The sequence below is a fragment of the Kitasatospora sp. NPDC085895 genome (assembly GCF_040702125.1).
Classification (GTDB): Bacteria; Actinomycetota; Actinomycetes; order Streptomycetales; family Streptomycetaceae; genus Kitasatospora; species Kitasatospora arboriphila.
Genome location: NZ_JBFBJY010000041.1, coordinates 23,590 through 46,867, shown reverse-complemented (window position 1 = coordinate 46,867; position 23,278 = coordinate 23,590). Strand labels below are relative to the sequence as shown.

Sequence of the window (23,278 nt, the reverse complement as noted above, 5' to 3'; positions counted from 1 at the left end):
CCCAGTGAGCAGCGATCGGGACGGCGTCTACGTCGGCGACAACGCGGCGGAGGACGACGACGACTGGTCGGACGAGCCCGACTACGCTCCCCCGTCCTGGTACACGCAGAGCGCCGCGCCCGAGCAGCCCGCACCGGCGCCCGCGCCGTCCCCACCGCCGTCCGCGCAGCCCCCGGTGGCGCAGCCGCCGGTCGCCGTCCAGCCTCCGGTGGCGCAGCCGCCGGTCGCCGTCCAGCCTCCGGTGGCGCAGCCGCCGGTCGCCGTCCAGCCTCCGGTGGCGCAGCCGCCCGCACCGGTGCCCGCTCCCGCGCCGGCCGCGGAGCCGGCTCCGGCGCCGGCGCCCGCTCCCGTGCCCGCCCCCGCGCCGGTGGCCGAGCAGCCGCCGGTCATGCCGCCGCAGCCCGACGCTCCGGAGGCGGCCCGGCAGCCGGTCGCCGAGCAGCCGCCCGCTCCGGTGCCCGCTCCCGTCCCGGTCGCGGAGCCCGTGCCCGTGGCGGAGCCGGTGGCCGAGCCCGTGGTGGAGGTGCAGTCCGCCGCGGTGCCGCCGGCCGAGCCGGTGCCCGCGCCGGCCCCCGCTCCCGTGCCCGCTCCCGCGCCTGCGCCTGCGCCTGCGCCCGAGCAGCAGGCCGCGCAGCCGTGGCCGCCCGCGCCGCAGCAGACCCAGCCGCAGCAGCCCCAGCAGCCCGGTCCGTACACCCCGCCGCAGCAGCAGCCGGTGCCGCCGGGCCCGCAGCCGTACCAGCAGACGGGTGCGCCGCAGCCGGGGCCCTGGCAGCAGCAGCCGCAGCAGCAGGGTGTCCCCCCGACGGTTCCCGGCCCCGGTCCCGCTCCGGCGCCCGGCCCCGCCCCGGTGCCCGGTCCGCCGGTCGACCCGCGGACGGGCGGCTGGCCGCAGCCGCAGGCGTACCAGCAGCCGTACCCGCAGCAGGGCGGTGTCCCGCAGGCCCCGGCCGCCTTCCAGCAGGCCGGTCCGCAGCAGGCGCAGGCGCACGGCGCGGCGCTGGGCTACACCGCCGCGGTCGAGCTGTCCTCGGACCGGCTGCTGCGGGGGCAGCCGAAGGCCCAGCGCCAGCAGCCGCGGTTCCAGTTCGGCGGCAAGGCGGCGCAGGCCGACCGGGCGCGCAAGCTGGAGATCATCCGGACTCCGGTGCTGAGCTGCTACCGGATCGCGGTGATCAGCCTCAAGGGCGGCGTCGGCAAGACCACGACGACGACCTCGCTGGGTGCGACGCTGGCGAGCGAGCGCCAGGACAAGGTCATCGCGATCGACGCCAACCCGGACGCCGGTACGCTCGGCCGCCGGGTGAAGCGCCAGACCGGCGCGACCATCCGCGACCTGGTGACGGCCATCCCGCACCTGCGCAGCTACATGGACATCCGCCAGTTCACCTCGCAGGACCTGCACTCGGGCCTGGAGATCCTGGCGAACGACGTCGACCCGGCGGTCTCCACCACCTTCGACGACTCGGACTACCGCCAGGTCATCCAGACGCTCGGCCAGCACTACCCGATCATCCTGACCGACTCCGGCACCGGGCTGCTCTACAGCGCGATGCGCGGCGTGCTGGACCTCGCGGACCAGCTGATCATCGTCTCGACGCCCAGCGTGGACGGTGCCTCCAGTGCCTCGACCACGCTGGACTGGCTGTCCGCGCACGGTTACGCGGACCTGGTGCAGCGCAGCATCACGGTGGTCTCCGGGGTCCGCGAGACCAGCAAGATGATCAAGGTCGAGGACATCGTGGCGCACTTCCAGACCCGCTGCCGCGGCGTCGTGGTGGTGCCGTTCGACGAGAGCCTGGCGGCCGGCGCCGAGGTCAACCTCGCCATGATGAAGCCCAAGGTCCGCGACGCGTACTTCGAGCTGGCCACCCTGGTCGGCGAGGACATCGCCCGCACCCAGCAGGCCCAGCAGGCCGCCTGGGCGCAGCAGCAGGGCTACGGGCAGCAGCCGCCGCAGCCGTACCAGCAGCAGGGCTACCCGCAGCAGCAGCCGCAGCAGCCGGGCTACGGCTACCCGGGGCAGCCCGCGCCGGGTGCGCCGTGGACCCCGCAGCCGGGCCAGGCACCGCCGCCCGGCTGGGGCCAGCAGCCGCCGCAGGCCCAGCCCGGTGCGCAGCCGCTGCCGCAGGAGTGGCAGCAGCCGCAGCAGCCGGGGTACGGCTACCCGCCGCAGCAGGACGGCCAGCAGCCCCCGCCGCCCGGGTACGGCTACCCGCCGCCGCAGCACTGAGCCCGGCGGCGCACAGCACGCAAGCAGGCCCCCGACATCACCCGTCGGGGGCCTGCGGCGCGCTCGGGTGCGTCAGCCTGCGGTGTCGGTGAGCACGCGGGCCTGCTTGACGTCGTCGGCCATCCGCTCCAGCAGGTCCTCGATCGAGTCGAACTTCTCCATGCCGCGCAGGTAGGCGAGGAAGTCGACGGCCACGTGCAGGCCGTACAGGTCGAGGCCGACCCGGTCGATGGCGTAGGCCTCGACGGTGCGGGCGGTGCCGTCGAAGGTGGGGTTGGTGCCCACCGAGATGGCGGCCGGCATGCGCTCGCCGTCGGCGGTGAGCCAGCCCGCGTAGACGCCGTCGGCGGGGACGGCGCTGTGCGGCACGGTCTCCACGTTGGCGGTGGGGTAGCCGAGTTCGCGGCCGCGCTGGGCGCCGCGGACGACCACGCCCTCGACCCGGTGCGGGCGGCCGAGCACCTCGGCGACGCCGGCCATGTCCCCGGCGGCGACCAGCCGCCGGCACAGGCTGGAGGAGAACGCCTCGCCGTCGCCGGCGCTGCCGCTCACCTGCAGGTCGAGCACCTCGACCTCGAAGTCGTCGGTGCGGCCGAGCTCGGTGAGCAGCGCGACGTCGCCCGCGGCCCGGTGGCCGAAGCGGAAGTTCGGGCCCTCGACGACGGCCTTCGCGCGCAGCGCGTCCACCAGCACCGACCGGACGAAGAACTCCGGCGACTCCTGGGAGAATTCGAGGGTGAACGGGAGGACGAGCACGGCGTCGACGCCGAGCCCCTCGATCAGTTCGGCCCGGCGGGGCTGCGGGGCGAGCAGGGCCGGGTGGCTGCCCGGCCGGACGACCTCGCTGGGGTGCGGGTCGAAGGTGACGACGACGGACCTGGCGCCGAGCTCGCGGGCCCGCTCCACCACCCGCTCGATGATCAGCTGGTGGCCGCGGTGCACACCGTCGAACGATCCGATGGTGACGACGCTGCGCCCCCAGTCCCCGGGGATCTCCTCCAGGCCACGCCAGCGCTGCACCTGACCGCTCCTTGTTCCTCTGCCGCGCCTCGGGAGGCGCTCGAACACTCAACCCGAACCCCTATAGCGTGCCATGAGCCCGTCCCTGCTTCGGCACCGGAATGGCCTCGGCGCGGTCGGCGGCCCGTTCGGCCTCGGCCGCGGCGTACTGCGGGTCCCGGCCGGCGGCGGCGAGCTCGCGCAGCCGGGCGGTCAGCGGGCCGTCCGGGGGCGGCGGTGCGGTGTCCGGCCAGTCGGCGAGCAGCCGGGCGAAGGCGGCCGTCCGGCCGGCGGCCCGGACGAGGGCGGCGTCGGCCGCGGGCCACCGTCCGGCGATCCGGCGGACGAGGGCGCGGGCCCGTTCCGGATCGGTACGGGCGCAGCCGTCCGCGAAGCGGTCGAGGACGGCGCCGAGCACCCCGGGGTCCCGTTCGGCGGCGAGCAGGGCGTCCAGCAGGCCGGCCCGGGCGGCGGCGTCGGGGCCGCCCTGCGCGGCGAGCACCGGGGCGAAGACCTTGCGGACGGTCGCGGGAGCGGTGACCAGCTCGGCGACCAGCGGCCGGGCGTCGTGCCCGGCGGCCAGCAGGACCTCCAGGTGGGCGGCCAACTGCCCGGCACGTTCGGGGTGTTCGCGCAGCTGACGGGCGGCGAGCAGGACGCCCTCGCGGACGGTCCGGGGGTCGGTGGCACCGGCGAGCAGGCGCAGTCCGTCGGCGACCGGCGCGGCGGGGGCGGCGAGCCTGCGCCGGACGGCGGCCAGCACGGCCCCGGGGTGGTCGTCCAGCGCGGGGGCGAGTGCGGCGGCGCCGAGGAAGGGGTCGTCGGCGGCGTAGGCGTCGAGGGCGCGCGGCAGGTGCGCGGCCCGGTCCTGGGGGTCGTGCAGCAGCAGGGCGAGGGCGGCGCCGTGCAGGGCGGGCTCGTCCTCGCGGCCGAGCAGGGTGAGCGCGGTGAACCGCAGCAGCCGCCGGCCGGCCGGGTTGGCGTGCGGGGCGGTGCGCAGCGCGTGCACGGCGGCGGCGATGTGCCGTTCGGGGCGCGGGTCGTGGCTCCACCGGTCGACGGCGCGGCAGAGCGCGGAGGGCTCGTCCTCGGCGAGCCGGGCGAGCAGGGCGTCGGCCCGCGGGTGGGCGGCGCCGGCCAGGGTGTCCGTCAACTCGTCGACGGCCAGCCTGCGGTGGGCGTGCAGCAGGTCGTGGGCGAGGTCGGCGACGGTGGCGCCGGTGCCGTCGGCGAGCGGGCCGGTGTCGGCGAACCAGGCGCACAGCAGCGGTTGCACGGTGACCGGGTCGGCGGCGAGCAGCGCGGCGGCCGCGGCCCGGTACGGCCCGCCGGGCGGTTCGGTGCGGACGAGGCCGCGCAGCAGGTCGATCCGCTCGGCGGGGTCGAGCGGCAGGGCGGCCCACCAGGCGGGGGTGAAGGCGGGGTGGCCGGCGAGCCGGGCCAGCAGCGTCCGGTGGGCGCCGGGGCGGGGCAGCGCGGGCAGTACGGCGGCGAGCAGGCGGGCGGCCCACCAGGCGGCCTCGCTGCCGGGTGCGGCGGTGGCCAGGGTGTGCTGCAGCCGCTGCAGGTGCCCGGCCAGGGCGGCCTCCTCGCCGTTCTCGGCGCATCTGCGCAGTGCGGCGGCGACCGGGCCGAGCCGGTGCCGCGGCACCCCGTGGCCGTTCGCGTCGCCGCAGCCGGCCGGGTCGCCGTGGCCGGCCGGAGCGGCCGGGGCGGCGGGGCCCGGGTCGAGCAGCAGGCCGAGGGCGCGGTCGAGGTCCAGGTGGCGGCCCTGCAGCCAGTCGGCGTGGTCCTCGCGGGCCAACCGGTGGCCGTCCCCGGCGGCGACGAACAGGCCCTCCGCGAGGACGGCCTGGCCCCAGCCGCCGGCGGCCGGGAAGAGGCGCTCGAACTCGGCGGCGGTCAGCCCCGCGTGGCCGGCGCCGAGCAGCAGCCTGGCGGCCTCGTGGACGCGTCCGGCGAGGGCGGCGGCGGTGCGGCGCAGCCGGCCGGTGTCCTCGCCGCCGAGCGGCGGTGCACCACGGCGGTGGGCGCCGGGGCGGCGGTCCTCGGCGGCGCGGATCCGGCGGGCGGCCCGCAGGCAGACCAGGTCGAGGTGGGCGGCGTAGAGCTCGCCGCGGCCGGCCGGTGCGCCGTGCGCGCCGGCGGCGCGCAGTTCGCCGGCGGTGCGCAGCGCCTCGGGGTGGCGGGCGTCGGCGGGTGCGAGGGCGACCGCCTCGGCGCCGTGCCGGCGGGCGGCGCGGGCGGCGGCGTCGGCGGGCAGCGGGCCGAGGCCCACGGGACGGCCGACGGGGGTGTCGGGGCCGTCCCAGGTCTCCGGGCGGCAGGCGGTGAGCAGCCGGACGCGGTGCTCGGCGAGCCAGGCCGCGGTGGCGGCCCACCAGGCGCGGGAGGGGACGGTGGGGGCCTCCTCGAGGGCGTCCAGCAGGACGAGCAGCGGGCGGGCGTCGTCGGCGCAGAGGCGGGCGGCCCGGTCGGCGGCGGGGGCGGGGACGGCGAGCCGGTCCGCGGCGCCGGCGAGGGCGCGGGCGACCGGGTCGGCGAGCGAGGTGTCGCCGGGGGCGAGGTCGGCGCCGCGCAGCCGGAGGGTGGGCAGCGGGCGGGCGCCCGCGCCGCGCCGCACGGCCAGGGCGGCGAGCTCGGTGCTGCGTCCGCTGCCGGGGGCGCCGACCAGCACCGTGAGCAGGTCGTCGGGTTCCTCGCCGGTGAGGCCGTCGGCCCGGTCGGTGCGGTCGGCGGCGAGCTCGGCCGTCCGGGACGGGCCGGGGCCGGCGGAGTGCAGCTGGGCGGCGGCGAGTTGGAGGACTCCGCCGAGGTTGAGTGCGGTGCCGTGCGCGGGGACGCTCTCGGCGTTGCGCCGCAGCAGCCGGTGCAGGCCCGTGCCGGTGAGCGGGGCGGCCGCGACGGTGTCGGGGCGCTCGCCGCGCAGGGCCGGGGCGAGGACGGCGAGGACGGCGCCGGTGGTGGTGTCCAGCACGGGGGTGCCGGGCAGCACGGCCTGCGGCGGTACGGCGAGGACGAGGGTGCCGGGGACGGCGTGCAGGCCCTCCGGCAGCACCAGCACGGCGGTACAGCGGCCGGCCAGGCCGACGGGGTGCGGGGCTGCGGGCGTCCCGTCCGGCGCGGTGGGGCGGAGCAGGGCCAGCGGCCGCCCGTCGACCCGGTCGGCGTCCTGCGCGATCGGGAGGGCCGCCGGGAGGGGCCCGGCGGGTACGGCGGGCGTGTTGGCCGGGTCCGGCCCGGGCGGGCCGTCGGCCGCGGGGTGGAGCAGGGCGAGGCCGAGCTCGGGCAGCGGCTCGACGGCGTCCGGGCCGAGCGGCCGGAGGGTGCCGTCGGGCAGTCGGAGGGCCAGGGCTCCGGGCCCCGCGGCGACCTCGTGGGCGGTGACCACGGTGCCCTGCGGGTCGGCGGTGAAGCCGAGGCCGCGGAGCCGGCCCGTTCCGTCGAGGACGCCCACCAGGGCGTCCTCGGGTCGGGGCGGGCGCGGCCCTGCCGTCGCCCCCGGCTGGTGTCTGCCCGCCATCCGCGCCGCCCCTCCCGCCGGATCAGCCGGCGGCCGGCCCGGCCGCCGTACTCACCGCGGGGAGTCTGCCCCCGGCGGACGGCACACCACCCTGCGCGCGCCGTTCACGACACCGGTTCACTCCGCGCGCTCGCCCGAAAGGGTGAGCACGCGGAGCGAACCGGGAGCGGCGCAAGCGAAGAGGCCGCAGGTCAGCCGACGAAGACGGCCACCGGACGGGCGTGCCCGCCCTTCTCCTCGACCAGGGCGAGGAAGCGGCCCTCCGGGTCGAAGACCGCGATCGGGCCGTCCGTGCCGAGGCCGGGAGCCTTGAGCCGCATGCCGTGCGAGAGCAGCTTGGCCTGCTCGGCGTCGATGTCCCAGCGGGGGAAGGCGGCGGCCGCCGCGTCGGCGATCGGCAGCACCTCCAGCTTCTCCTCCAGCTGCTCCAGGGTGCGGGCGTGCTCCAGGCCGTACGGGCCGACCTTGGTGCGGCGCAGTGCGGTGAGGTGGCCGCCGACGCCGAGGGCCTGGCCGAGGTCGCGGGCGAGCGCGCGGATGTAGGTGCCGGAGGAGCACTCGACGGTGACGTCGAGGTCGATCACCGGGGTGCCGTCCTCGGCGGTCGCGGCCCGCTGCTCGTGGACGGTGAAGGAGTGCACGGTGGTGGGCCGCGCGGCGAGTTCGAAGTCCTCGCCCTCGCGGACCCGGGCGTAGGAGCGCTTGCCGTCGATCTTGATGGCGGAGACCTTGGACGGGACCTGCATGATCTCGCCGGTCAGCGCGGCGATCCCGGTGTCGATCGCCTCCCGGGCGACGCCGTCGGCCGGCGCCGAGGCGGTGACCTCGCCCTCCCGGTCGTCGGTGATCGTGGTCTGGCCGAGTCGGATCGTCGCCTCGTAGGTCTTGCTGGTGAGCATCAGGTGGCCGAGCAGCCGGGTGGCCCGCTCGACGCCGAGCACCAGCACGCCGGTGGCCATCGGGTCGAGGGTGCCGGCGTGGCCGACCTTGCGGGTGCCGGCAAGCCATCGCAGCTTGGCGACCACGCCGTGCGAGGTGATGCCCTCCGGCTTGTCGACGACGACCAGGCCGTCCGGACCAGTTCCCTTGCGCTTCATGGGTTCTTTCTTCGCGGAATGGGTGGGCGGGGTCAGCCGGCCAGCGCGGCCCGGAAGCGGGCCACCACCGTCTCGACGTCCTCGCGGGCGGCGAAGCCGGCGGCGTAGACGTGCCCGCCGCCGCCGAGTTCGGTGCAGGCCGCGGCGACGTCCACGGCGCCCTTGGAGCGGCAGGAGCCGCGCAGGGTGCCGTCCGGGTCCTGCTTGAGCACGAGCGCCACCTCGGCCTCGGCGGGCCGCCGGAGCACGTCGATCAGGCCCTCGATCTCCTCGACGGTGACGCCGAACAGGGCGAGCTCCTGGTACGGCACCCAGGTCCACACCAGGCCGCGGCCGCCGACCGCGTCCGGCTCGAAGACCGCGCGCCCGAGGGCGCCGGCGAGCACCTTGAGGTAGCCGAACGAGGAGGTGTCCCAGAGCTGGCGGGAGATCAGGTCGTGCCGGATGCCGGTGGCGAGCAGCCGGGCGGCGAGCTCGTGGGTGGCCGGCGTGGTGGCGGAGTACTTGAAGGAGCCGGTGTCGGTGGCGACGCCGGTGTAGAGGCAGGTGGCGAGCGCCTGGTCGAGCGGGACGCCGAGGCGGCGCAGCAGCTCGTCGACGAGCACGGCGGTGGCCGGGGCGCCCGGGTCGATCAGCCGGTGGGTGCCGAAGCCCGGGTTGGAGGCATGGTGGTCGAGGACGACCATGACCGGGGCGGCGAAGGCCTTGTCGCGGAGCAGGCCGAGGCGGCCCTCGGAGGCGACGTCGAAGCAGAGCACCAGCTCGGGCACGTCGGGGACGTCCGCGGCGGGCACGATCAGCTCCTGGCCGGGCAGGAAGGACAGCGACTCGGGGACGATCTGCGGGTCGTCGCCGAAGGAGACCCGGACGCGGTGGCCGAGCGAGCGCAGCGCGAGGCCCGCGGCGAGCGCGGAGCCCAGGGCGTCGCCGTCCGGGTTGATGTGGCAGATCAGGTCGATGTCGGTGGCCCGCCCGATCTCCGCCACGACGCGCTGCCACTCGTGGTCGAGGCCGGAGGCCTCCGTGCGTGGCCCCGGAAGCACCGCGAGGGCAGGCTCCACCGTGCTGGTGGAGACCGCCCCCGCGGTACCGGCCGCCGTCGGCTCGCCGGTCATGCCTACTCGTCCTCGTCCGCGTCGTCGTCGCGGGTGCTGCTGCGGTACGGGTCCGCCTCGCCGGCGTAGCTGGCGCCGGCCGCGGCGGTGCGCACCGCCGCGTCGGACTGGCGGGCCCGGTCGAGCAGGTCGTCGATGTTCTTGGCGTTGTCCGGCAGCGCGTCCGCGACGAAGGTCAGGGTGGGCGTGAAGCGCACCCCGGTCTGCCGGCCGACCTCGGAGCGCAGGACGCCCTTGGCGCTCTCCAGGGCGGCGGCGCTGGCCTGACGCTCGGTCTCGTCACCGTAGACGGTGTAGAAGACGGTGGCCTCGCGCAGGTCCCCGGTGACCCGGGCGTCGGTGATGGTCACGTAGCCCAGACGCGGGTCCTTGATCCGGCGCTGCAGGGTCTCGGCGACGACCACCTGGATGCGGTCGGCGAGCTTGCGCGCCCTTGCGGTGTCGGTCACGTTGCCTCCTCGTGCGATGGGCCCGGTACCCGGGTCGGTCGCGCACCCGGTGGGGCCCCTGCCCCAACGTACCTGCCCGCGCCCAGCCTTGTGGGCGCTCTCGGTCCTGATCGGTGTGACGGTGGCGACTCCCGCTCCCGCGGGGGCGTCCCGCCCGACCGGTGGTCACTCATCGTCGTCGTGGTGGTACCGCCTCCGTGCGGAGAGCAGCATCACCTCGGGGCGGCCGGCGACGAGCCGCTCACAGCTGTCCAGGACCTCGGTGACGTACGAGGCGTCCCCGGAGACCACCGCGAGGCCGATCTCGGCCCGGCGGTGCAGGTCCTGGTTCCCGACTTCGGCAGCGCACACGCTGTACTTGCGCTGCAGTTCGGCCACGATGGGCCGCACGATCGAGCGCTTCTCCTTCAACGAGTGGACGTCACCCAGGAGGAGGTCGAACGTGAGTGTTCCTACGAACATGTGTGGCAGGTCAGAGCCGACCTGGAGGCCTCGGAGAGATCCCTACTCGGGGATGTACGAGGACCCTACACAGCGAGACCGGGGCCGGTCGACGGGTTATGCACCCGTCGGCCGGCCCCGGACAGTGAGCCGTTACGAGCGCGGCTTCTCGCGCATCTCGTAGGTCTCGATGACATCGTCGACCTTGATGTCGTTGTACGAGCCCAGGGTCACACCGGCCTCGAAGCCCTCGCGGACCTCGGTCGCGTCGTCCTTGAAGCGGCGCAGGCCCTCGATGTTGAGGTTCTCCGCCACGACCTTGCCGTCGCGCAGCAGGCGGGCCTTGGTGTTGCGTCGGATGACGCCCTCGCGCACCAGGACACCGGCGATGTTGCCGAACTTGGAGGAGCGGAACACCTCGCGGATCTCCGCGGAGCCGAGGCGCACCTCCTCGTACTCGGGCTTGAGCAGGCCCTTGAGCGCGGCCTCGATCTCCTCGATCGCCTGGTAGATGACCGAGTAGTACCGGATGTCGACGCCCTCGCGGTCGGCCGCGGTACGGGCACGCCCCTCGGCGCGCACGTTGAAGCCGATGATGATGGCGTCCGAGCCCATCGCCAGGTCCACGTCGGACTCGGTGATGGCACCCACACCGCGGTGCAGGATCCGGAGCTCGACCTCCTCGCCCACGTCCAGCTTGACGAGGGCGTCCTCGAGGGCTTCGACGGAACCGGAGACGTCACCCTTGATGATGAGGTTGAGCTTCTCGATGGAGCCGGCGGCCAGGGCGGCCTCCAGACCCTCGAGCGAGACGCGGACACGGCGCTGGGCCATGGACGCGTTGCGGTCGCGGGCGGCGCGCTTCTCGGCGATCTGGCGGGCGGTGCGGTCCTCGTCGACGACGATGAAGCTGTCGCCGGCGCGGGGCACCGAGGTCAGACCGAGGAGCAGGACCGGACGGGACGGGCCGGCCTCGTTGAGGCTGTTGCCGTTCTCGTCCAGCATCGCGCGGACGCGGCCGTAGGCGTCGCCCACGACGATCGAGTCGCCGACGCGGAGCGTGCCGCGCTGGACGAGCAGCGTCGCCATGGCGCCGCGGCCCTTGTCCAGGTGGGCCTCGATCGCGATGCCCTGCGCGTCCTGCTCCGGGTTGGCCCGGAGGTCGAGCGAGGCGTCCGCGGTGAGGACCACGGCCTCCAGCAGCTGGTCGATGTGCAGGCCCTGGCGGGCGGAGATGTCGACGAACATGGTGTCGCCGCCGTACTCCTCGGCCACCAGGCCGAACTCGGTCAGCTGGCCGCGGACCTTGGTCGGGTCGGCACCCTCGACGTCGATCTTGTTGACCGCGACCACGATCGGCACGCCGGCGGCCTTGGCGTGGTTCAGCGCCTCGATCGTCTGCGGCATGACGCCGTCGTTGGCCGCGACCACCAGGATCGCGATGTCGGTCGACTTGGCACCACGGGCACGCATGGCGGAGAACGCCTCGTGACCCGGGGTGTCCAGGAAGGTGATGCGGCGCTCCTCGCCGTTCACCTCGGTCTGCACCTGGTAGGCACCGATGTGCTGGGTGATGCCGCCGGCCTCGCCCGCCACCACGTTGGTCTTGCGGATGGCGTCGAGCAGGCGGGTCTTGCCGTGGTCGACGTGACCCATGACGGTCACGACCGGCGGACGCGGCGCCAGCATCTCCTCGTCGCCCTCGTCGGCACCGAAGTCGATGTCGAAGGACTCGAGCAGCTCGCGGTCCTCGTCCTCACGGCTGACGATCTCCAGCACGAAGCCCATCTCGCCGGCCAGCAGCTCGAGGGTGGCGTCGGAGACCGACTGGGTCGCGGTGACCATCTCGCCCAGGTTGAACATCACCGAGACGAGCGCCGCCGGGTTGGCGTTGATCTTCTCCGCGAAGTCCGTCAGGGAGGCACCGCGCGACAGGCGGACGGTCTGTCCGTTGCCGCGAGGAAGCATCACGCCGCCGACGGACGGGGCCTGCATGGCCTCGTACTCCTGGCGCTTCGCCCGCTTCGACTTGCGACCGCGGGCCGGACGGCCACCGGGACCGCGGCCGAAGGCACCCTGCGTGCCACCACGGCCACCCGGACCGCCGGGACGGCCGCCGAAGCCACCGGGACGGGCACCGCCGCCGCCGAAGCCGCCACCGCCGCCGGCACCGCCACCCGGACGCGGGCCGCCGAAGCCGCCGCCCGCCGGACGCGAGCCCGGACCGGCCGGACGACCGGCGAAGCCGGGACGGCCGCCACCGGCGCCGCCACCCGGACGGGCACCGGGGCCGCCACCCGGGCGCGGGCCCGGACGCGGGCCCGGACCGGCCGGACGCTGCGGCATCATGCCGGGGTTGGGACGGGGCATGCCCGCGGGGCTCGGGCCACCGGGACGCGGCGCGGCGGGACGGGGCAGCCCGTCCGGACGCGGAGCACCACCGGGACGCGGAGCACCGGCACCGGGAGCACCCGGACGTGCGCCACCGGGACGCGGGGCGCCACCGGCACCGGGCGCACCGGCACCCGGACGCGGACGGTCGCCGCCCGGACGCGGGGCGCCACCGGCACCGGGCGCACCGGCACCCGGACGCGGACGGTCGCCACCGGGACGCGGGGCACCGGCACCGGGACCGCCCTGACGGCGCTCGCCGGGCCGGGCCATGCCGGTGTTGCTCGACGTGAAGGGGTTGTTGCCCGGACGCGGGCCGGCCGGACGCGGGCCCGGACGGGCCGAGGGGTTGGCCGGACGCGCAGCGGCCGGACGGGACTCACGGGCCTCGCCGGCCGGGGCCGGGGAGGAGAACTCGGCCGCCGGCGCCGCAGGAGCGGCGGGCGCGGCCGGGCGGGCCGGGCGCGGACCGGGCGTCGGCGCGCCGCCCGGGCGGGAAGCCGCGGGGGCGGCCGGCGCGGACGGGGCCGCGGCGGCGGGGGTGGGACGGGGGCCCGGCGTCCCGGTGGGACGCGGGCCGGGGGTGGGCGCACCCGGCTTGGGTGCAGCCGCGCCGGCACCGCCGGCGGGCTGGGGCGCCGCGGGCTTCCGCGGGCCAGGCTTCGCGGAGGAACCACCGGCAGGCGGCGTCGCTCCCAAAGCGTCAGTCAACTTGCGAACGACCGGCGCCTCGATCGTCGAGGACGCCGAACGCACGAACTCACCGAGCTCGGTGAGCTTGGCCATGACGGCCTTGCTCTCCAAGCCAAGTTCCTTGGCAAGCTCGTATACCCGGACCTTAGCCACTTCGCTCCTGTCTATCCGTCCGGGGTCATCGTCCGCCGGACTGTCGCTACTTCATGGGCGTACTCATCGCGTACTCATCGAGTGCTCATCGCAATCTCGACCTACTTCCATCTCGCGAGGTACCTGACGTTGCGCACCGCACACGACGAACGTGTGCCGTGCAGTTCCTACGGTGCTCCGCCGCGCCTGAGTCATCAGGACGCCGGGGCCGCGCCCGCCCGCTGCTCGACGTGTGACCGCAGTGCATCGGTGTCGAGCGGACCCTGGAGCCGGAAGGCCCTGGGGAACGCCCGACGGCGGACCGCGAGGTCGAGGCAGGCGGGATCGGGGTGCAGATGTGCACCCCGCCCCGGCAGTGCGCCGCGAAGATCGGGGACGCATTCGCCCTCGACCGCCACGACACGCAGCAGCTCGTGCTTGGCCGCGCGCTTGCGGCAGCCCACGCAGGTACGTTCAGGGCATGCGCGGACATGCGTCCGGCCAGACAACCTCAAGTCTACCCCTCCGATGGGACATGGCGCCGCCCCGCCGATCTCCGGGGGACTCCTACAACACCGACTACTGGTCCGGGGATTCCCCGGCGGGGGCCTCGGTGTCCGGCCGGATGTCGATCCGCCAGCCCGTCAGGCGGGCTGCCAGGCGGGCGTTCTGCCCCTCCTTGCCGATCGCCAGGGACAGCTGGTAGTCCGGCACGATCACCCGCGCGGACCGCTGCGCGTAGTCCACGATCTCCACCTTGGTCACCCGGGCGGGCGACAGCGCGGCGGCGACCATCTCGGCCGGGTCCTCCGAGAAGTCGACGATGTCGATCTTCTCGCCGTGCAGCTCGGCCATCACGTTGCGCACCCGGCCGCCCATCGGGCCGATGCAGGCGCCCTTGGCGTTCAGGCCCTGCTTGCGCGACCACACCGCGATCTTGGTGCGGTGGCCGGCCTCGCGGGCGATCGCGGCGATCTCCACCGAGCCGTCCGCGATCTCCGGCACCTCCAGCGCGAACAGGCGCTTGACCAGGTTCGGGTGGGTGCGCGAGAGCGTCACCGACGGGCCGCGGACGCCGCGGCGCACGCCGACCACGTAGCAGCGCAGCCGGGTGCCGTGCTTGTACTCCTCGCCGGGCACCTGCTCCTGCGGGGGCAGGATCGCCTCCAGCTTGCCGATGTCGACCAGGATGTTCTTGGGGTCGTTGCCCTGCTGGACGACACCGGTGACGATGTCGCCCTCCTTGCCCGCGTACTCGCCGAAGGTCTGGTCGTCGGCGGCGTCCCGCAGGCGCTGCAGGATGACCTGCTTGGCGGTCGACGCGGCGATCCGGCCGAAGCCGCTCGGGGTGTCGTCGAACTCCTTCGGCTCGACGCCCTCCTCCAGCTCGGCGGAGTCCTCCAGCGCCCAGACCGTGACGTGGCCGGTCTTGCGGTTCAGCTCGACCCGGGCGCGGCGGCGCGAGCCCTCGGTGCGGTGGTACGCGATGAGGAGCGCCGACTCGATCGACTCGACCAGCAGGTCGAACGGAACGCCCTTCTCGGTAACCAGCCCACGCAGGGCGCTCATGTCGATGTCCACGGCTACGCCTCCTCTTCTCTCTTCAGGTTCATGATCGGGGCAACGCCCCGGCTACGCGCCGTGCGAGCCCTCGTCGCCGGCGCCGTCCGTGTCGGCGGTGTCGGCGGTGTCGTCGACGTCGTCCGCGTCGACGATGTCCTCGGCCTCGTCGAGCAGCGCGTCGTCCTTGCGGTTGAACTCGACCTGGACCCGGGCCTTGGCGACCTCGGCGAAGGCCAGCCGGCGCTCCTTGGGACGGCCGCGCCCCTTGACCGGCTGCACCTCGACGAGCGCACCCTCCTCGTCGCTCTCCAGCACCCGGGCGGTGATCTCGCCGCCGTCGACCAGCTGGATCTTCGCCAGCCGGCCCTCGGCACGGGCCCAGTGGCGCGGCAGCACGAGCGGGCGCTCAGCACCCGGCGAGCCGACCTCCAGCAGGTACGCGGCACTGCCCATCAGGTCGGAGTCGTCCAGCGCCCGGCCGACCTCGCGGCTGAAGTCCGCGATCGCGTCGAGGTCCACACCGCCGTCGGCGTCCACGTCGATCTGGACCTGCCGGCGGCTGCCCGCCCGGGTGATCCTGACGTCCTCCAGGTCGAGGCCCGCCTCGGCGGCCAGGGGTTCCAGCAGCGCACGCAGCCGGTCGGTCTGGGGGGTGCTCATCCGGGTGACTCCTCGGCCGCGTCTGCTGTTGTCAGGTGCTAACTCACGGCGCAGCCTATCCGGTCCACCGGGCAACCGCCGATTCCGACCGTGCCGCCCGCCCGGGTGACAGCGGCGCCTGCGAGCAAGCTCACACCCCCCGGTCGGACCCGCCCGCCCGTCCGGGGCCGGGGAGGCCCTGCGATGATGCACGGTGACCTCACGGTGACCAGGGGCACCCCGCCCCGCGAGACGAGCGGGAGCGCGTCGATGCCGTCCCCCACCCGGCGGACCGTCCTGGCCCTCGGCGCGCTCGCCGGAGCGCTGCTGGCGGCCGGCTGCTCCGAGGACCACCGGGACGCCGACCGCACCGACCGGCCCGACCCCGACCTCCCGCTGCGGCTGCGCGCGGTGGCCTCGACCGACCGCCTGCTCACCGACTACGACGCGGTGATCGCCGGCCCCGGCGCCGACCGGGCGGCGGCGCTGCGCGATCTCCGGGCCGACGTCGAGGAGCACCGGGCCGCGCTGGCCGCGGGGCTGCCGACACCGTCGCCGTCCGGCTCCACGCCGTCCTCGGCCACCGCGTCCGCCACGGCGGCCCCCGCAGCCGGTGTCGCCGCCCTGGCCGCCGCCGAACGCCGCACCGCCGCGGAACGGCTGGCCGACCTGGAGGCCGCCTCCCCCGCGCTCGCCCGGCTGCTGGCCTCCGTGGCCGCCTCCGGCGCCCTGCACGCCAGGGCACTCGGCGACCCGGGCCCGATCGCCCCGCCGGCCCCCACGGCCACCGCCCCGGGCGCCTCGGCCTCCGTCCCCGTGTCCCCGTCGGCCGCCCCGGCCGGTGCCCCACCGACCGGGGCCGCGCCGTCCGGGTCGGCGGGCGGGTCGGCGAGCGGACGGCCCGCACCGCTGCCGACCGGCGCAGTGGCCGCCCTGCAGGCCGCGCTGTCGGCCGAGCACGCCGCGGTCTACGGCTACGGCGTGGTCGGCGCCCGGACGCCGGCCGGGCCGCAGCGGGACGCCGCCCGCGCCGGGTACGCCGCCCACCAGGCCCGGCGGGACGCGCTGCAGCGCGAACTCGACGGTGCGGGCGCCACCCCCACCGCCGCCGCGGCCGGCTACCGGCTGCCGTTCGCGGTCTCCGACGCCGCCGGTGCCGGGCAGCTCGCCGCGCACATCGAGACCCAGCTGACCGCGGTGTGGGCGGACACCGTCGCCGGCACCGGTGGGGCGCTGCGGCAGACCGCCGCCACCGCCCTGCGGGAGACCGCGCTGCGCGCCGCGCAGTGGGGCGCCGACCTGTCGGCACTGCCCGGCCTGCCGGAGCAGGACGCGGCCGACGGGGCGGGCACGACGCCCGGCACGAGCGCGTCGGCGAGCGGCTGACCAGCGGCTTCCCGCCGATGGCCGACAATGGACGGGCCGCACCCCTGTGCGGCGCACCGAGCGAGAGGCCACCATGTCGGCACTGCCAGGCCAGCAGATCACCGTCCCCGAGCGGCTCGCGGACACCGTGCGGCTCTGGGCGGGCGAGGAGGGGCTGGCCTGGCTGGCCGCCCTGCCCGAACTGGTCGCCGGGTACCTGGACCGCTGGGGGCTGACCCTGGAGCGGGTCGCCGACCCGGGCGGCCCGATCAGCCTGATCGGCTTCGTGCACCGGGACGACGACCTCGCCCCGGCCGTCCTCAAGGCCGGACTGGTGACCCCGGAGACGGACCGGGAGCACGCCGCGCTGCGGCACTGGGCGGGCCGCGGCGCCGTGCTGCTGGTCGACGCCGACCCGGCGGCCGGGGTGCTGCTGCTGGAGCGGCTGCACGGCGACATCCCGCTGCGCTCGCTCGCCGAGTCGAAGGCGATGCTGGAGGCGACCGGGCTGCTGCAGCGGCTGTGGGTGCCGCCCGCGGACGGGCATCCCTTCCGGCTGGTGGTGGACGTGGCCGCCGAGCTGTCCGGGCGGATCGCCGAGCGCCGTGTCCTGCCGGGCGCCGAGGCGGCCGGGCCGCTGGTCGACGAGGCGCTGGAGACGGCCGCCGCGCTGGCCGGGTCCGAGCCCGAGCGGTTCCTGCTGCACGGGGACTTCCACCACGGCAACGTGCTCGCGGCGGACCGCTCGCCGTGGCTGGCGATCGACCCGAAGCCGGTGGTCGGCGAGCGCGCCTGGGACCTGGCCTGGCTGGCCCAGGACCGGATGGACACCCTGGCCGGCTCCCCCGGCCCCCGCGCGGCCGTCCGGCGCCGGCTGCAGCAGCTCTCCGGCGCGCTGGAGGTCGACCGGGACCGGCTGCGCGGCTGGACGCTCTTCCGCACCGTGGAGGCCGGCCTGTGGCACCTGTCGACGGGCGACCGGGCGGCGGCGGAGCTCTACCTGGAGTTCGCGGCCTGGCTGTGAACCGCGGCGAGCGGCAGCCGGGCCCCCATCACCGCGTACGGGCGGACGGTGTTCGGGAAGCGCACCGCGCGGGCGAGGTCGCGGTAGCCGAGCGAGCGGTAGAGCCGGCGGGCCGGGGTCTCGGCGTCGATCGCGGACAGGATGCTGCGGTCCTTGCCGGAGCGTTCGCACAGGCCGCGGATCAGTGAGCTGCCGAGGCCGCGCCCCTGGTAGCCGGGCAGCACGTGGAGTTCGGTGACGGCGAAGACGCCGTCCAGCCAGTCGCCGTACCCGCCGGCCTCCAGGTACGGCTGGATGACGGTGGACCACCAGTGCTCGCGGGAGTTCGGCATGCCGTAGCCGAAGCCGACCAGCCGGCCGCCGCTCATCGCGCCGAGGGCGAGCACACCGGGCTGCTGGGCGTGCCGTCCGACGATGTGCAGCCGCACCGCGACCTCCTCGGGGGTCAGCCCGAAGGCGAGCGCCTGGACCTCCAGCGCGTACGGCGCCCAGGCCGCCAGGTCGATGGCCTCGATCGTCACCCCGGTGAGCTGCTCCATGACCGGGACGTTACTCCTCGAGGGCCCGCCGTGACCTGCGAAGACCGGGATCCGCCGGAGGTCAGAACAGGACGCTCATGAAGGCGCCGACCTCGGTGAAGCCGACCCGCTTGTAGGCGGCCCTGGCGCGCAGGTTGAAGTCGTTCACGTAGAGCGACACGACGGGGGCGACCTCGCGCAGCGCGATGTCCAGGACGGCGGCCATGCCGGTCTTCGACAGGCCCCGGCCGCGGTGCTCGGGGGCGACCCAGACTCCCTGGATCTGGCAGGCGCCCTCGGTGACGGCGCCGACCTCCGCCTTGAAGAGCACCTCGCCGTCCTCGGAGAAGCGGGCGAAGGAGCGGCCGGCCGAGACGAGTTCGGCCACCCGGGCCTGGTAGAGCAGGCCCCCGTCGCCGGCCAGCGGCGAGATGCCGACCTCCTCGGTGAACATCGCGACGCAGGCCGGCATCAGCGTCTCGATCTCGTTGCGCCGCACCCGGCGGACCAGCGGGTCGGCCTCGACCTCCGTGGAGGGGGCGGTGGCGGCCATCAGCGGCTGGTGGGCCCGGACGTCCCGGGCGGGGCCCCAGCTGCGCTCCAGCAAGGCCCAGAGCTCCGCCGTGGGCCCGGCCGGGCCCACGATGGAGGAGCAGCGGCGGCCCTGGCGCCGGGCGCGCTCGGCGAAGGCCCGGACGGCCTCCGGCCCGGCGCCGACCAGGACGAGGTTGGCCCCGGCGTAGCAGAGCGACTCCAGCCGGCCGTCCTCGCCGTACCAGCCCCACATCTCGCCGCCGAGCCGCCACGGGTCGAGGCCGACGGCCTCGACGCGGGTGGCGACGAAGGCATTGGCGACCGGGTCCCGGTGCAGGACCTCCAGGGCGTCGTCGAGATCCGGGGCGTCGAGCACGCGGGTGGCCGCCAGGGCCCGGGCGACCTGGAAGGGTCCGGGGAGCATCACACCTCTATCGAGCACAGGCACCTCACTAGACACGCCCCACGGGACTTCTGCCGCACCCTACTCCCCCGGGCGGCGCGGCAGGGAACGCGAGGGCCGTCCGTACACCCCCGCGGCCCCCGGGACGGGGGTGCGGGGGTCGTGCGGACGGCCCAGGAGTCAGCGGTCGCTACCGGGTCACTCGGCGGCGACCACGACGGGCGCGCCGGACTCGACGCCCTGCTCCTGCATCTGCTCGGCCAGCTTGAGGGCCTCCTCGATGAGGGTCTCGACGATCTTCGACTCGGGGACGGTCTTGATGACCTCGCCCTTCACGAAGATCTGGCCCTTGCCGTTGCCGGAGGCGACGCCGAGGTCGGCCTCCCGGGCCTCGCCGGGGCCGTTGACGACGCAGCCCATGACGGCGACGCGCAGCGGCACCTCCATGCCTTCGAGGCCGGCGGTGACCTCCTCGGCGAGCTTGTAGACGTCGACCTGGGCGCGGCCGCAGGACGGGCAGGAGACGATCTCCAGGCCGCGCTGGCGCAGGCCGAGCGACTCCAGGATCTGGTTGCCGACCTTGATCTCCTCGGCCGGCGGGGCGGAGAGGGAGACCCGGATGGTGTCGCCGATGCCCTCGGCGAGCAGGGCGCCGAAGGCGACGGCCGACTTGATGGTGCCCTGGAAGGCGGGACCGGCCTCGGTGACGCCGAGGTGCAGCGGGTAGTCGCAGGCGGCCGCGAGCTGGCGGTAGGCGTTGATCATCACGACCGGGTCGTTGTGCTTGACCGAGATCTTGATGTCGCGGAAGTCGTGCTCCTCGAAGAGCGAGCACTCCCACAGGGCGGACTCGACCAGGGCCTCGGGGGTCGCGCGGCCGTACTTCTCCAGCAGGCGCTTGTCGAGCGAGCCGGCGTTGACGCCGATCCGGATCGGGACGCCGGCGTCCTTGGCGGCCTTGGCGATCTCGCCGACCTTGTCGTCGAAGGCCTTGATGTTGCCGGGGTTCACCCGGACGGCGGCGCAGCCGGCGTCGATCGCGGCGAAGACGTACTTCGGCTGGAAGTGGATGTCGGCGATCACCGGGATCTGCGACTTCCTGGCGATGATCGGCAGCGCGTCGGCGTCGTCCTGGGAGGGGACGGCGACCCGGACGATCTGGCAGCCGGAAGCGGTGAGCTGCGCGATCTGCTGGAGGGTGGCGTTGACGTCACTGGTCAGCGTGGTGGTCATCGACTGGACCGAGATCGGGGCGTCGCCGCCGACCGGGACGTTGCCGACCATGATCTGACGCGAGTAGCGGCGCTTGGCGAGCGGCTTGAGCGGCAGGGACGGAATACCGAGCGAGATCGCGGACATGTGCGCAGGGTTCCCCAGGGTGAGGTCGGTGAGCCGGCCGTATTTGCTCGGGCCGGGCCGGGCACGTCGATGAGGTCGCACCCGGCACACAACGGTACGGCACGCCCGCGGGCCCCAGCACATCCGGCGGTGCGCCGGGCCCGGGCGGGCCGTCGGCGGTCAGTTCAGCTTGACCGGGTTGACCACGTCGGCGGCCATGACGAGCACGGTGAAGCAGATGAAGACGGTGGCGACGACGTACGCGAAGGGCATCAGCTTGGCCACGTCGAAGGGGCCGGGGTCGGGGCGCTTGAGCAGCCCGGCCAGGCGGCGGCGGACCGACTCCCAGATCGCACCGGCGATGTGGCCGCCGTCCAGCGGCAGCAGCGGCAGCATGTTGAACAGGAACAGCGACAGGTTGATGCCGGCCAGCAGCTGGACGAAGAAGGCGAGCTGCTGGGTGGCCGGGATGTCCATCGCGAAGACGTCACCGCCGAGGCGGGCGGCGCCGACCATGCCGATCGGGGAGTCGGTGGAGCGGGGGGTGCCGTCGACGACGGCGTGCCACAGGCCGGGGATCTTGCCGGGCAGCGCGACCAGCGAGGAGACGCCGTGCTCGGCCATCGAGTACATCTCGTCGGTGGACTCGCCGAGGCTCATCCGGACGACGCCGGTCGTCGGGGTGAAGCCGAGGAAGCCCGCGGTGACCGGGTCGCCCTTGACGGTGCGGCCGTCCTTGTCGACCGGGTTCACCGTGTTGCTGGTGATGTCGGCGGTCAGCGTCAGCCGCTGGCCGCCGCGCTCGACGACGATCGGGACCTGCTTGCCGGGCGACTTGCGGATGTCCGCCTGGAGCTGCTTGTAGCTGTGGATCTCGTCGCCGTCGAAGGAGACGAAGCGGTCGCCGGCCCGCAGCCCGGCCAGGTTGGCCGGGGACTTCGGCGCGTCGGTGGGGCAGGTGTCGGTCGGCTGGCCGGCCTTGACGACGCACTGGCTGACGGTGGAGACGGTGGGCACCGCCGTCTGCACGCCCATGCCCATGAACAGGAGCAGGAAGAGCGCCACCGAGAGGATCAGGTTCATGAACGGGCCGGCGAACATCACGATGACCCGCTGCCAGGGCTTGCGGGTGTAGAAGAGCCGGTGCTCGTCACCGGGCTGCAGCTCCTCGTAGGAGGCCTCCCGGGCGTCCTCGATCATGGTGCGCCAGGGCGAGCTGCTGCGCTTGGTGATCCGGCCGTCCGCGCCCGGCGGGAACATCCCGATCATCCGGATGTAGCCGCCGAGCGGGATCGCCTTGATGCCGTACTCGGTCTCGCCCTTCTTGCGCGACCACACGGTCGGGCCGAAGCCGACCATGTACTGCGGGACGCGGATCTTGAACAGCTTGGCGGTGGACAGGTGCCCCAGCTCGTGCCACGCGATCGAGAACAGCAGCCCGATCAGGAAGATCAGGATGCCGAGCACCCACATCAGATTGCTCACCGCTCGCCCTCCGCCATGCCGTCGTCGCTCCGCTCGCCGCCGTCGTGCTCTCAGCCCGCCGCCAGCTCGCGGGCCCGGGCTCGGGCCCAGTCCTCCGCCTGGAGGACGTCCGCGACCGTGAGCGAAGTTCCCCGCGCGGGGGTGCCGTGCTCGGCGACGACCTTCGCCACAGTGTCCACGATTCCGGTGAAGGGCAGCCGGCCTCCGAGGAAGGCGTCCACGCACTCCTCGTTCGCCGCGTTGAACACCGCGGGGGCGGTGCCGCCGAGCGTACCGACCTCGCGGGCGAGCGAGACGGCCGGGAAGGCCTCGTCGTCGAGCGGGAAGAACTCCCAGGTCGCGGCCTTCGTCCAGTCGCAGCCGGGGGCCGCGTCCGGGACGCGCTCGGGCCAGCCGAGGCCGAGCGCGATCGGCATCCGCATGTCCGGCGGGCTGGCCTGGGCGAGGGTGGAGCCGTCGGTGAATTCGACCATCGAGTGGACGACCGACTGGGGGTGCACCACGACCTCGATCCGGTCGAACGGGACGTCGTAGAGCAGGTGCGCCTCGATGACCTCCAGGCCCTTGTTGACCAGGGTGGCCGAGTTGATCGTCACCACCGGGCCCATCGCCCAGGTCGGGTGGGCGAGCGCGTCGGACGGGGTCACCCCGGCCAGCTCGGCCCGGGTGCGGCCGCGGAACGGGCCGCCGCTCGCGGTGACCACCAGCTTGCGGACCTCGGCCCGGGTGCCGGCCGCCAGCGCCTGGAAGAGCGCGGCGTGCTCCGAGTCGACCGGCACGATCTGGCCGGGCGCGGCCACGGCCTTCACCAGCGGGCCGCCGACGATCAGTGACTCCTTGTTGGCGAGCACCAGCACCCGGCCGGCCTCCAGCGCGGCCAGGGTCGGCCGCAGGCCGATCGAGCCGGTGATGCCGTTGAGCACCGAGTGGCACTCCGTCGCCGCGAGCTCGGTCGCGGCGTCCGGGCCCGCGAGGATCTCCGGCAGCGGGCGGCCCGCGGCCCCGGCCGCGAGCGCCTCGCGCAGTGCCGGGACGGCGCTCTCGTCGGCCACCGCCACCGTCCGCACGCCGAGCTGCAGCGCCTGCTCCGCGAGCAGCGCGATCCGGCCGCCGTTGGCGGACAGCGCCACCACGCGGAAGCGGTCGGGGTTGCGCAGCACCACGTCGATGGCCTGGGTGCCGATCGAGCCGGTGGAGCCGAGGATCACGAGCTCCCGCGGACCGTCCGGGTCCTTGACCGCCGGGGTGTAACGGAGCTGGGGGTGGGCGAGCGAGTTCATGCCCCCCATTGTGTCGTGCGGAGGGCGGTGCCCGGCGCGGGGTCGTGCGGTACGGA

At 75.2% G+C, this 23,278-nt stretch carries 18 protein-coding genes; 3 read left to right on the top strand and 15 right to left on the bottom strand.

The features are described from left to right. Positions 1 to 4: 4 nt before the first annotated feature. A complete protein-coding gene (locus AB0442_RS24105; RefSeq protein WP_366165246.1) occupies positions 5 to 2,233 on the top strand; it encodes a MinD/ParA family protein in 2,229 nt (742 codons plus the stop codon). A 72-nt stretch (positions 2,234 to 2,305) separates the two neighbouring features. Here AB0442_RS24105 and AB0442_RS24100 read toward each other — a convergent pair whose 3' ends face one another. From AB0442_RS24100 to rimP, 10 genes are all read right to left on the bottom strand, one after another. Further along, a complete protein-coding gene (locus AB0442_RS24100; protein WP_366165244.1) occupies positions 2,306 to 3,253 on the bottom strand; it encodes a bifunctional riboflavin kinase/FAD synthetase in 948 nt (315 codons plus the stop codon). A gap of 61 nt (positions 3,254 to 3,314) precedes the next feature. After that, on the bottom strand, positions 3,315 to 6,689 hold the full coding sequence (locus tag AB0442_RS24095; protein WP_366165242.1) for a serine protease: 3,375 nt from the start codon (positions 6,687 to 6,689) through the stop codon (positions 3,315 to 3,317). 257 nt (positions 6,690 to 6,946) lie between these two features. Continuing rightward, positions 6,947 to 7,852: a tRNA pseudouridine(55) synthase TruB gene (gene truB, locus AB0442_RS24090; protein WP_366165241.1), complete on the bottom strand. Its 906-nt coding sequence runs from the start codon at positions 7,850 to 7,852 to the stop codon at positions 6,947 to 6,949. Between the two features lie 32 nt (positions 7,853 to 7,884). Beyond that, a complete protein-coding gene (locus tag AB0442_RS24085) occupies positions 7,885 to 8,967 on the bottom strand; it encodes a bifunctional oligoribonuclease/PAP phosphatase NrnA (RefSeq protein WP_363547485.1) in 1,083 nt (360 codons plus the stop codon). Positions 8,968 to 8,969: 2 nt separating this feature from the next. Next, positions 8,970 to 9,416 carry a 30S ribosome-binding factor RbfA gene (gene rbfA, locus AB0442_RS24080; protein WP_363547488.1) on the bottom strand — a complete coding sequence of 149 codons (447 nt, stop codon included), beginning with the start codon at positions 9,414 to 9,416 and terminating at the stop codon, positions 8,970 to 8,972. Between the two features lie 165 nt (positions 9,417 to 9,581). After that, positions 9,582 to 9,878: a DUF503 domain-containing protein gene (locus tag AB0442_RS24075; protein WP_030274794.1), complete on the bottom strand. Its 297-nt coding sequence runs from the start codon at positions 9,876 to 9,878 to the stop codon at positions 9,582 to 9,584. A 132-nt stretch (positions 9,879 to 10,010) separates the two neighbouring features. Then, positions 10,011 to 13,094: a translation initiation factor IF-2 gene (gene infB, locus AB0442_RS24070; protein ID WP_366165238.1), complete on the bottom strand. Its 3,084-nt coding sequence runs from the start codon at positions 13,092 to 13,094 to the stop codon at positions 10,011 to 10,013. A gap of 194 nt (positions 13,095 to 13,288) precedes the next feature. Beyond that, complete coding sequence (locus tag AB0442_RS24065) at positions 13,289 to 13,582, bottom strand: YlxR family protein (RefSeq protein ID WP_344626980.1); 294 nt, start codon at positions 13,580 to 13,582, stop codon at positions 13,289 to 13,291. A 70-nt stretch (positions 13,583 to 13,652) separates the two neighbouring features. Next, entirely contained in the window at positions 13,653 to 14,654 is a 1,002-nt protein-coding gene (gene nusA / locus AB0442_RS24060) for a transcription termination factor NusA (protein ID WP_030274800.1), read from the bottom strand. 51 nt (positions 14,655 to 14,705) lie between these two features. After that, the gene (gene rimP, locus AB0442_RS24055; RefSeq protein ID WP_366165236.1) at positions 14,706 to 15,296 is read right to left on the bottom strand and encodes a ribosome maturation factor RimP; all 591 of its coding nucleotides are present in this window, start codon (positions 15,294 to 15,296) and stop codon (positions 14,706 to 14,708) included. A gap of 249 nt (positions 15,297 to 15,545) precedes the next feature. Between rimP and AB0442_RS24050 the strand changes: the two genes are divergently transcribed. Together AB0442_RS24050 and AB0442_RS24045 are read left to right on the top strand one after the other, a co-directional pair. Further along, a complete protein-coding gene (locus AB0442_RS24050; RefSeq protein ID WP_366165235.1) occupies positions 15,546 to 16,661 on the top strand; it encodes a ferritin-like domain-containing protein in 1,116 nt (371 codons plus the stop codon). Between the two features lie 73 nt (positions 16,662 to 16,734). Next, on the top strand, positions 16,735 to 17,664 hold the full coding sequence (locus AB0442_RS24045; RefSeq protein WP_366165233.1) for an aminoglycoside phosphotransferase family protein: 930 nt from the start codon (positions 16,735 to 16,737) through the stop codon (positions 17,662 to 17,664). Here the strand turns inward: AB0442_RS24045 and AB0442_RS24040 are convergent. The 5 genes from AB0442_RS24040 to dxr all read right to left on the bottom strand — a co-directional run bounded on the left by AB0442_RS24040 (position 17,637) and on the right by dxr (position 23,222). Then, the gene (locus AB0442_RS24040) at positions 17,637 to 18,203 is read right to left on the bottom strand and encodes a GNAT family N-acetyltransferase (protein WP_366165231.1); all 567 of its coding nucleotides are present in this window, start codon (positions 18,201 to 18,203) and stop codon (positions 17,637 to 17,639) included. The genes AB0442_RS24045 and AB0442_RS24040 overlap by 28 nt on opposite strands. 61 nt (positions 18,204 to 18,264) lie before the next feature. Next, the gene (locus AB0442_RS24035; RefSeq protein WP_366165229.1) at positions 18,265 to 19,140 is read right to left on the bottom strand and encodes a GNAT family N-acetyltransferase; all 876 of its coding nucleotides are present in this window, start codon (positions 19,138 to 19,140) and stop codon (positions 18,265 to 18,267) included. A gap of 177 nt (positions 19,141 to 19,317) precedes the next feature. Further along, entirely contained in the window at positions 19,318 to 20,478 is a 1,161-nt protein-coding gene (gene ispG, locus AB0442_RS24030; protein WP_363547506.1) for a flavodoxin-dependent (E)-4-hydroxy-3-methylbut-2-enyl-diphosphate synthase, read from the bottom strand. A gap of 159 nt (positions 20,479 to 20,637) precedes the next feature. Next, entirely contained in the window at positions 20,638 to 21,942 is a 1,305-nt protein-coding gene (locus AB0442_RS24025; RefSeq protein ID WP_366165226.1) for a site-2 protease family protein, read from the bottom strand. A gap of 50 nt (positions 21,943 to 21,992) precedes the next feature. Beyond that, positions 21,993 to 23,222: a 1-deoxy-D-xylulose-5-phosphate reductoisomerase gene (dxr, locus tag AB0442_RS24020; RefSeq protein WP_366165225.1), complete on the bottom strand. Its 1,230-nt coding sequence runs from the start codon at positions 23,220 to 23,222 to the stop codon at positions 21,993 to 21,995. Positions 23,223 to 23,278 lie beyond the last annotated feature (56 nt).

What these genes read in the sequence shown, in the direction of transcription:
- truB (WP_366165241.1), bottom strand. Translation starts at nt 7,852, where the DNA reads ATGAAGCGCAAGGGAACTGGTCCGGACGGCCTGGTCGTCGTCGACAAG.
- AB0442_RS24085 (WP_363547485.1), bottom strand. Translation starts at nt 8,967, where the DNA reads ATGACCGGCGAGCCGACGGCGGCCGGTACCGCGGGGGCGGTCTCCACC.
- AB0442_RS24075 (WP_030274794.1), bottom strand. Translation starts at nt 9,878, where the DNA reads ATGTTCGTAGGAACACTCACGTTCGACCTCCTCCTGGGTGACGTCCAC.
- rimP (WP_366165236.1), bottom strand. Translation starts at nt 15,296, where the DNA reads ATGAGCACCCCCCAGACCGACCGGCTGCGTGCGCTGCTGGAACCCCTG.
- AB0442_RS24050 (WP_366165235.1), top strand. Translation starts at nt 15,546, where the DNA reads ATGCCGTCCCCCACCCGGCGGACCGTCCTGGCCCTCGGCGCGCTCGCC.
- AB0442_RS24045 (WP_366165233.1), top strand. Translation starts at nt 16,735, where the DNA reads ATGTCGGCACTGCCAGGCCAGCAGATCACCGTCCCCGAGCGGCTCGCG.
- AB0442_RS24040 (WP_366165231.1), bottom strand. Translation starts at nt 18,203, where the DNA reads ATGGAGCAGCTCACCGGGGTGACGATCGAGGCCATCGACCTGGCGGCC.
- AB0442_RS24035 (WP_366165229.1), bottom strand. Translation starts at nt 19,140, where the DNA reads ATGCTCCCCGGACCCTTCCAGGTCGCCCGGGCCCTGGCGGCCACCCGC.
- ispG (WP_363547506.1), bottom strand. Translation starts at nt 20,478, where the DNA reads ATGTCCGCGATCTCGCTCGGTATTCCGTCCCTGCCGCTCAAGCCGCTC.
- dxr (WP_366165225.1), bottom strand. Translation starts at nt 23,222, where the DNA reads ATGAACTCGCTCGCCCACCCCCAGCTCCGTTACACCCCGGCGGTCAAG.